At 67.9% G+C, this 8,943-nt stretch carries 6 protein-coding genes; 5 read left to right on the forward strand and 1 reads right to left on the reverse strand.

Annotation, left to right across the window (positions count from 1 at the left end; all coding sequences use genetic code 11):
* Both B3E91_RS09490 and B3E91_RS09495 read left to right on the forward strand, forming a co-directional pair.
* Nucleotides 1-840 (forward strand): efflux RND transporter periplasmic adaptor subunit (locus B3E91_RS09490; RefSeq protein WP_287029210.1); only part of this gene is annotated, 840 nt, incomplete at its 5' end.
* A gap of 6 nt (nucleotides 841-846) precedes the next feature.
* Entirely contained in the window at nucleotides 847-3,909 is a 3,063-nt protein-coding gene (locus B3E91_RS09495) for an efflux RND transporter permease subunit (protein WP_287029211.1), read from the forward strand.
* Between the two features lie 133 nt (nucleotides 3,910-4,042).
* Here the strand turns inward: B3E91_RS09495 and hemH are convergent, their stop codons facing one another.
* A complete protein-coding gene (gene hemH, locus B3E91_RS09500; RefSeq protein WP_287029212.1) occupies nucleotides 4,043-5,059 on the reverse strand; it encodes a ferrochelatase in 1,017 nt (338 codons plus the stop codon).
* 269 nt (nucleotides 5,060-5,328) lie between these two features.
* On the opposite strand from hemH, the gene B3E91_RS09505 reads away from it, so the two are divergent.
* The 3 genes from B3E91_RS09505 to phrB all read left to right on the forward strand — a co-directional run bounded on the left by B3E91_RS09505 (nucleotide 5,329) and on the right by phrB (nucleotide 8,856).
* Complete coding sequence (locus tag B3E91_RS09505; protein WP_287029213.1) at nucleotides 5,329-6,315, forward strand: NAD(P)/FAD-dependent oxidoreductase; 987 nt, start codon at nucleotides 5,329-5,331, stop codon at nucleotides 6,313-6,315.
* A 108-nt stretch (nucleotides 6,316-6,423) separates the two neighbouring features.
* The gene (locus B3E91_RS09510) at nucleotides 6,424-7,392 is read left to right on the forward strand and encodes a YbgA family protein (protein WP_287029214.1); all 969 of its coding nucleotides are present in this window, start codon (nucleotides 6,424-6,426) and stop codon (nucleotides 7,390-7,392) included.
* A gap of 42 nt (nucleotides 7,393-7,434) precedes the next feature.
* Nucleotides 7,435-8,856 (forward strand): deoxyribodipyrimidine photo-lyase, encoded by a 1,422-nt coding sequence (gene phrB, locus B3E91_RS09515; protein ID WP_287029216.1) that lies wholly within the window; start codon nucleotides 7,435-7,437, stop codon nucleotides 8,854-8,856.
* Nucleotides 8,857-8,943: the final 87 nt, after the last annotated feature.

The raw sequence follows: 8,943 nt of genomic DNA on the forward strand, positions 1-8,943 counted from the left end.
CTGGACCCGCAGGACGTGCGCCTGCAGCTGGACGCCAGCCGCGCGCAGGTCGCCGCCGCCGAGGCCAACCTGCAACTGGCCAAGGCCGAGCGCGAGCGCTATCAGCGCCTGCTCGACCGGCAGATGGTCAGCCGCTCGCAGTACGACAGCGCGCATAACGGCTTCCTTTCCGCCGAGGCTCGCCTGCGGCAGATTCGCGCCGAGTTCAACGTCGCCAACAACCAGGCCGGCTACGCGGTGCTGCGTGCGCCGCAGGACGGCGTGATCGCCAGCCGGCGCTTCGATGTCGGACAGGTGGTTTCCGCCGGGCAGACGCTGTTCAGCCTGGCGGTGGATGGTGAGCGCGAGGTGGCGATCAACCTGCCCGAGCACGCCTTCGAGCGCTTCCGCATCGGCCAGCCGATCGAGGTGGAGCTCTGGTCGCAGCCCGGCCAGCGCTACCCGGCGCACATCCGCGAGCTGTCGCCGGCCGCCGACGCGCAGTCGCGCACCTTCCCGGCACGGGTCGCCTTCGACGTCGGCACGGTTCCCGCCGAGCTCGGCCAGAGTGCCCGGGTGTTCGCCAGCACCGGCGTCGCCCAGGCCCTGGCGGTGCCGCTGTCGGCGTTGTCGGCGGAGAACGGCGCGCCCTTCGTGTGGCGGGTCGACCCGCAGACCGCCACGCTGAAACGCACGCCGGTGCGCATCGGCGCCTACGGCGAAACCCTGGTTCCGGTACTCGAGGGCCTCAAGGCCAGCGACTGGGTGGTGGCGGCTGGCGTGCAGGTGTTGCGCGAAGGCCAGCAGATCCGTCCGGTGGATCGCGACAACCGCGCGATCAAGCTGGCAGCCAAGGAGTAAGCGGCGATGGGCTTCAATCTTTCCGCCTGGGCGCTGAAAAACCGCCAGATCGTGCTCTACGTGATGTTGCTGATCGCCGTCGTTGGTGCGCTGTCCTACAGCAAGCTGGGGCAGAGCGAGGACCCGCCGTTCACCTTCAAGGCCATGGTCGTCCAGACCAACTGGCCGGGCGCCAGCGCCGAAGAGGTGTCGCGCCAGGTCACCGAGCGCATCGAGAAGAAGCTGATGGAGACCGGCGAGTACGAGCGCATCGTCTCGTTCTCGCGTCCCGGGCTTTCCCAGGTCACCTTCATGGCCCGCGATTCCATGCATTCGGTGGAAATCCCCGAGCTCTGGTACCAGATCCGCAAGAAGGTCAGCGACATCCGCCATACCCTGCCGGCCGGCATCCAGGGGCCGTCCTTCAACGACGAGTTCGGCACCACCTTCGGCAACATCTATGCGCTGACCGGCGGCGGCTACAGCTACGCCGTGCTCAAGGACTACGCCGACCGCATCCAGTTGCAGCTGCAGCGGGTCAAGGACGTCGGCAAGGTCGAACTGGTCGGCCTGCAGGACGAGAAGGTCTGGATCGAGCTGTCCAACGTCAAGCTGGCCACCCTCGGCCTGCCGATGAGCGCGGTGCAGCAGGCGCTCGAGGCGCAGAACGCGGTCGCCTCGGCGGGTTTCTTCGAGACCGCCAGCGACCGCGTGCAGCTCCGCGTCACCGGGCGCTTCGAGTCGGTGGAGGAGATCCGCGACTTCCCGATCCGCGTCGGCGACCGCAGCTTCCGCATCGGCGACGTCGCCGAGGTCAAGCGCGGTTTCAACGACCCGCCGGCGCCGCGCATGCGCTTCATGGGGGAGGACGCCCTCGGCCTGGCGGTCTCGATGAAGCCCGGCGGCAACATCCTGGTGCTCGGCGAGGCGCTGGAGCACGAGTTCGCGCGTATCCAGGAAACGCTTCCGGCGGGCATGCAGCTGCGAAAGGTGTCCGACCAGCCGGCGGCGGTGAAGACCGGCGTCGGCGAGTTCGTCCGCGTGCTCGCCGAGGCGCTGGGCATCGTCCTGCTGGTGAGTTTCTTCTCGCTGGGGATGCGCACCGGGCTGGTGGTGGCGCTGTCGATCCCGCTGGTGCTGGCGATGACCTTCGCCACCATGCGCTACTTCGATATCGGCCTGCACAAGATTTCCCTCGGCGCGCTGGTGCTGGCGCTGGGGCTGCTGGTGGACGACGCGATCATCGCGGTGGAGATGATGGCGATCAAGATGGAACAGGGCTACGACCGGCTGAAGGCGGCCAGCTACGCCTGGACCAGCACCGCGTTCCCGATGCTCACCGGCACGCTGATCACCGCCGCCGGCTTCCTGCCGATCGCCACCGCGCAGTCCGGCACCGGCGAATACACCCGCTCGATCTTCCAGGTGGTGGCCATCGCGCTGGTGGTGTCGTGGTTCGCCGCGGTGGTCTTCGTTCCCTACCTGGGCGACCGCCTGCTGCCGGACCTGGCCAAGCGCCACGCGCAAAAGCACGGCGAGGGCGCCCACGATCCCTACTCGACGGCCTTCTACCTGCGCGTGCGGCGGCTGGTCGGCTGGTGCGTGCGCTACCGCAAGACGGTGATCGTGCTGACCCTGGCGACCTTCGTCGGCGCGGTGCTGCTGTTCCGTTTCGTGCCGCAGCAGTTCTTCCCGGCGTCCGGCCGGCTCGAGTTGATGGTCGACTTCAAGCTCGCCGAGGGCGCCTCCCTGGTGGCGACCGAAAGCGAAGTGCGGCGGCTGGAGAAGATGCTCGCCGAGCGTCCGGGCATCGACAACTTCGTCGCCTATGTCGGCACCGGTTCGCCGCGCTTCTACCTGCCGCTGGACCAGCAGTTGCCGGCCACCAGCTTCGCCCAGTTCGTGGTGCTGGCGAAGTCCATCGAGGACCGCGAGGCGCTGCGTGTCTGGCTGATCCAGACCCTCAACGAGCAGTTCCCGAGCCTGCGCACCCGCGTCTCGCGCCTGGAGAACGGTCCGCCGGTGGGCTACCCGATCCAGTTCCGCGTGTCCGGCGAGCACATCGACGAGGTCCGCGGCCTGGCGCGTCAGGTCGCCGACAAGGTGCGCGAGAACCCGCACGTCTCCAACGTGCACCTGGACTGGCAGGAGCCGAGCAAGGTCGTCTACCTGAATGTCGACCAGGAACGCGCGCGGGCGCTGGGCGTGACCACCGCCGACCTGTCGAGCTTCCTGCAAAGCGCGGTGTCGGGCTCCAGCGTGAGCCAGTACCGCGAGGACAACGAGCTGATCGAAATCCTCCTGCGCGGCACCCCGCGCGAGCGCCAGGACCTCGCCCTGCTGCCGAGCCTGGCGGTGCCCACCAGCAACGGGCGCAGCGTGGCGCTGTCGCAGGTGGCGACCCTGGAGTACGGCTTCGAGGAAGGCATCATCTGGCACCGCGACCGCCTTCCCACGGTCACCGTGCGCGCCGACATCTACGGCACCGAGCAGCCGGCGACCCTGGTCAAGCAGATCGAGCCGACCCTGCAACCGATCCGCGAGCAGTTGCCCGATGGCTACCTGCTACAGGTCGGCGGCACCGTCGAGGATTCGGCCAAGGGGCAGAACTCGGTGAACGCCGGCGTGCCGCTGTTCATCGTGGTAGTGCTGAGCCTGCTGATGCTGCAACTGAAGAGCTTCTCGCGCACGCTGATGGTGTTCCTCACCGCGCCGCTGGGGCTGATCGGCGTGACGCTGTTCCTGCTGCTGTTCAACCAGCCGTTCGGCTTCGTGGCGATGCTCGGCACCATCGCGCTGTCCGGCATGATCATGCGCAACTCGGTGATCCTGGTGGACCAGATCGAACAGGACATCGCCGCCGGGCAGCGCCGCTGGGACGCGATCATCGACGCGACGGTACGGCGTTTCCGGCCGATCGTGCTGACCGCCCTGGCGGCGGTGTTGGCGATGATTCCGCTCTCGCGCAGCGTGTTCTTCGGGCCGATGGCGGTGGCGATCATGGGCGGGTTGATCGTGGCGACGGCGCTGACACTGCTGTTCCTGCCGGCGCTTTATGCGGCCTGGTTCAGGGTCAAGGAGGAGCGGTAGGGGGCGTAGGGTGGATCGCGCCTCATCGATCCACCTGCGGTGTAACGGTGGATGAAAAGAGCGTCATCCACCCTAGATGTCCGAGATTTACATCACCCCGGCGCGGGCACACAGGTCAGGCCAACGGCCAGTCCTAGACCACCACCCGCTCACACAGCCTGACCAACGCCTCCACCCACCGTGGATGGCTGTTCACGCAGGGCACCAGCTTCAGCTCGCCGCCGCCGGCCTCGGCGAACTGTTCCTGGCCGCGCTGGCCGATCTCCTCCAGGGTTTCGATGCAGTCGGCGACGAACGCCGGGCACATCACCAGCAGCTTGCCGACGCCCTGCGCGCCGAGTTCGCCGAGGCGGGTTTCGGTGTAGGGCTCGATCCACTTGTCGCGGCCCAGGCGCGACTGGAAAGACACCGACCACTGGTCCGGACGCAAACCGAGGCGTTCGGCAAAGGCTTCGGCGGTGCGCTGGCACTGGCTGCGGTAGCAGACCGCGAGCACTTCGTCGCTGACCCCCTTGCTGTCCGGCGCGCGCAGGTCGTGCTTGGGCTGTTTCACCAGCTTGCGGATGTGCCGTTCGGGCAGCCCGTGGAAGCTCAGCAGCAGGTGCTCGAAGCCTTCGTCCAGGTAGGGCCTGGCGCTCTCCACCAGCGCATCGAGGTATTCCGGCTCGGCGAAGAAGGGCTGCAGCACGCCCATGCGGATATCCAGCCCGAGCTGCGCGATGACGCGCTTCGCCTCTTCGATGACCGTGGTGGTGGTGCTCTGGGCGAACTGCGGGTAGAGCGGCGCCAGCGTCACCTTGCGCACGCCCTGGGCGGCCAGCTGGCACAGTGTGTTTTCCAGCGACGGCTCGCCGTAGCGCATCGCCAGCGCCACCGGGCCGTGCGGCCAGTGCGGACGCACGGCCTCCTGCAACTGGCGGCTGAGCACGATCAGTGGCGAACCCTCGTCCCACCAGATCGAGGCGTAGGCGTGCGCCGACTGCTCCGGGCGGCGGATCAGGATCAGCGAGACCAGCAGCCGGCGCAGCGGCCACGGCAAATCGACCACGTAAGGGTCCATGAGGAACTGGTTGAGGTAGCGGCGCACGTCGTCCACCGAGGTGGACGCGGGCGAACCCAGGTTGACCAGCAACAGGGCGTGATCGGTCATGCGTGATCCTTAGGCGTGGCGTCGTGCATCGATTATACGAAGCGACCGGCGCGCCGCACCGCTAGAGAAAATTCATCGGGGCGATCGAGACTGCGGGACAGGGCCGCAGGCAGGTCGCGGGTCGGCATTTCCCCGGTCGCGCGAATGGACGCGTGACGTGTTCCCGGGTTGGCTCTAGGCTGAACTGTGTCGCGAAGACGTGTCCAAACTGTACAGCGCAAGAAATTGTACAGGAGCCAGCCTGCAGTCGAAGGCTCACGAGGTAATTCATGACTACACCCATCGCCATCATCGGCACCGGCCTCGCCGGTCTTTCCGCGGCCCATGCGCTGCTGGACGCCGGCCAAGAGATTCGTTTGTTCGACAAGAGCCGCGGCAGCGGCGGTCGCATGGCCAGCAAGCGCAGCGAGGCGGGCGCGCTGGATATGGGCGCGCAGTACTTCACCGCGCGCGACCGGCGCTTCGCCGAGGTGGTGCAGCAATGGCGCCAGCGCGGCTGGGTCGCCGAATGGTCGCCGAGCCTCTATCAGTTCCAGAACGGTCAACTGAGCGCCTCGCCGGACGAGCAGGTTCGCTTCGTCGGCACGCCGCGCATGAGTTCGATCACCCGCGCCCTGCTCAGTGCGCTGCCGGTGGAGTTCAACTGCCGCATCGTCGACGTCTTCCGCGGCGAGGAGAACTGGACCCTGCAGGACACCGAAGGCCGCAGCCACGGGCCGTTCAGCTCGGTGATCATCGCCACCCCGGCGCCGCAGGCGACGGCCCTGCTGGCGGCCGCGCCGAAGCTGGCCGGGGCCGCGGCCACGGTGGCGATGGAGCCGACCTGGGCGGTCGCGCTGGCCTTCGCCACGCCACTGGAAACCGGGCTGGAGGGCTGCTTCGTACAGGACGGCCCGCTCGACTGGCTGGCGCGCAACCGTTCCAAGCCGGGCCGCGACAACCAGCCCGACACCTGGGTGCTGCACGCCACCAGCGCCTGGAGCCGTCAGCATCTGGACATGCCCAGGGAGCAGGTCATCGAACACCTGCACGGCTCCTTCGCCGAGATGATCGGCTGCGCGGTGCCGGCGCCGACGTTCACCCTGGCGCACCGCTGGCTGTATGCGAAGCCGTCGCTCGCCCATCAATGGGGGACGCTGGCGGATGTCGATCTCGGCCTCTACGCCTGTGGCGACTGGTGCCTGTCCGGGCGCGTCGAGGGTGCCTGGCTGAGCGGTCAGGAAGCCGCGCGCAAGCTGCTGGAGCACCGCCGCTGATCCGTTGTCGAAGGGCGCCGAGGCCGTCGCGGATTGACTTGGCGAACGCTTTCTTGAACGATCAAAGTTGTACGCGATCAATTTCCTGTACAACTTTGGAGAGTCCATATGGCCAGTGCTATTCCCGCATCGACAAAGCCCCGGCTCGGCATCAGCGCCTGCCTGATGGGCTCCGAGGTGCGCTTCAATGGCGGCCACAAGGAGTCGCGCTTGTGCAGCCAGGCACTGGCGCAGCACGTCGAGTTCGTCGCGCTCTGTCCCGAGGTCGCCATCGGCCTGGGCATTCCGCGTGCGGCGATCCGACTGGTCGATCATCCCCAGGGACCACGCGCGGTGGACAGCCGTGATCCGTCTCGCGATCACACCCAGGCGCTGCACGACTACGGCCAGCGCATGGCGGCCGAGCTGGATGGCCTGAGCGGCTATATCTTCATGCAGAAGTCGCCGTCCTGCGGGCTGCACCGGGTCAAGCTGTATGGCGACAACGGCAACCCGGTGGAGGGCGGCGGGCGCGGCATCTTCGCGGCCGCCATCACCGAGCTGCTGCCGGACCTGCCGGTGGAAGAGGAGGGCCGGCTCAACGATCCGGTGCTGCGCGAGAACTTCCTCACCCGCGTGTTCGCCTACGCCGAATGGCAGGCGCTGCTGCGCGACGGCCTGACCCGCAGCGCGATCATCGGCTATCACTCTCGCTACAAGTATCTGCTGATGGCCACCGACCCGGTGCAGTACAAGGCCATCGGCCGGCTGCTCGGCAGTCTCGGCGAGCACGATCCGCAGGCGCTCGGCCCGCGCTACTTCAGCGCGCTGATGAGGGCGCTGCGCAAATGCGCCACCCGCGGCACCCACAGCAACGTGTTGCAGCACCTGAGCGGTTACCTGCGCGGCAACCTGGACAGCGACCAGCGCCAGGAAATCCAGCAACTGATCGAGCAGTACCGCCAGGGCATCGTGCCGCTGGTGGTGCCGATGACGCTGCTCAAGCATCACTTCCGCCAGCACCCGCATCCCTACATCGAGCGCCAGGCCTACATGCAGCCGCATCCCGAGACCCTCAGCCTGCGCAACGCCCTCTGAGCCCTGCGGCATCGCGCCGCGCTTCACCGGATAAGGACCTCCATGTCCCAGCTGATCTGGTTCCGCAGCGACCTTCGCGTGCAGGACAACAGTGCCCTGCACGCCGCCCTCGGCGCGGGGTCGACCATCGCCGTCTACCTGATCGCTCCCGGGCAATGGCGGCGCCATGACGACGCCGACTGCAAGGTCGACTTCTGGCTGCGCAACCTCGCCGAATTGCGGGGCGCGCTTGGCGCGCTGAACGTGCCGCTGCTGATTCGCCAGGCGGACGACTGGAGCACCGCGCCGAGCTTGATCGCCGCCCTGTGCCGCGAGCATGAGATCCGCGCGGTGCAGGTGAACGACGAGTACGGCGTCAACGAAAGCGCGCGCGACGCGGCGGTGGAGCAGGCGCTGAAGGCCGACGGCGTGGCCTTCCGCCGGCACCTGGACCAGCTGTTCTTCGCCCCGGGCAGCGTGCTCACCCAGTCCGACGGCTATTTCAAGGTCTACGGGCAGTTCCGCAAGCAATGCCTCCAGCGCCTGCACGCCGCCTTGCCACATTGCCTGCCGGCGCCCAGGGCACAGGCGCCGATGAAGCTGGCCAGTGATCCGTTGCCGAAGACGGTCGAGGGTTTCGCCACGCCCTCCCGTTCGCTGATCGAGCTGTGGCCGGCCGGCGAGAGAGCCGCGCGCAAGCGCCTGGATGCCTTCGCCGAAGAGGACATCGGCGACTACCACGTCGAACGCGACTTCCCCGCGCAGCCCGGCACCAGTCGCATCGGCGCCTACCTCGCGGCCGGCGTGGTCTCGCCGCGGCAGTGCCTGCACGCCGCGCTGGCCAGCAACGGTGGCGAGTTCGACAGCGGCAATCCGGGCGTCACCACCTGGATCGACGAACTGCTCTGGCGCGAGTTCTACAAGCACATACTGGTCGGCTACCCGCGAGTGTCCATGCACCGGGCCTTCAAGCCGGAAACCGAGCGGCTGCCCTGGCGCCACGCGCCGGCGGACCTGGAAGCCTGGCAGCAGGGGCGCACCGGGATTCCCATCGTCGACGCGGCGATGCGGCAGATGCTTGCCTGTGGCTGGATGCACAACCGCCTGCGGATGATCAGCGCGATGTTCCTCAGCAAGAACCTGCTGATCGACTGGCGCGAGGGCGAGCGGTGGTTCATGCGCCACCTGATCGACGGCGACCTGGCGGCGAACAACGGCGGTTGGCAGTGGAGCGCCTCCACCGGGACCGACTCGGTGCCGTACTTCCGCATCTTCAACGCGGTCAGCCAGTCGCAGAAGTTCGACCCGCACGGCGACTTCATCCGCGAGTGGGTGCCGGAACTGGCCGGGATCAAGGGCAGGCAGATCCATTCGCCAGGCGCCAAGGGCAGCGACCTGTTCGGCCGCGCGGATTACCCGGCACCGATCGTCGACCTCGGCGAAAGCCGCCAGCGCGCCCTGGCCGCGTTCAAGAACCTGCGCTAGACGGCCCCGCAGTAGCTCGCGGTGCGCACGGCGCACCCTACGGCAGGGGTGGCCCAGCGACGTACCTCCCGTAGGGTGCGCCGCGCG

Source organism: Pseudomonas sp. UBA6310 (genome assembly GCF_002438225.1).
Lineage (GTDB): Bacteria > Pseudomonadota > Gammaproteobacteria > Pseudomonadales > Pseudomonadaceae > Pseudomonas_O > Pseudomonas_O kuykendallii.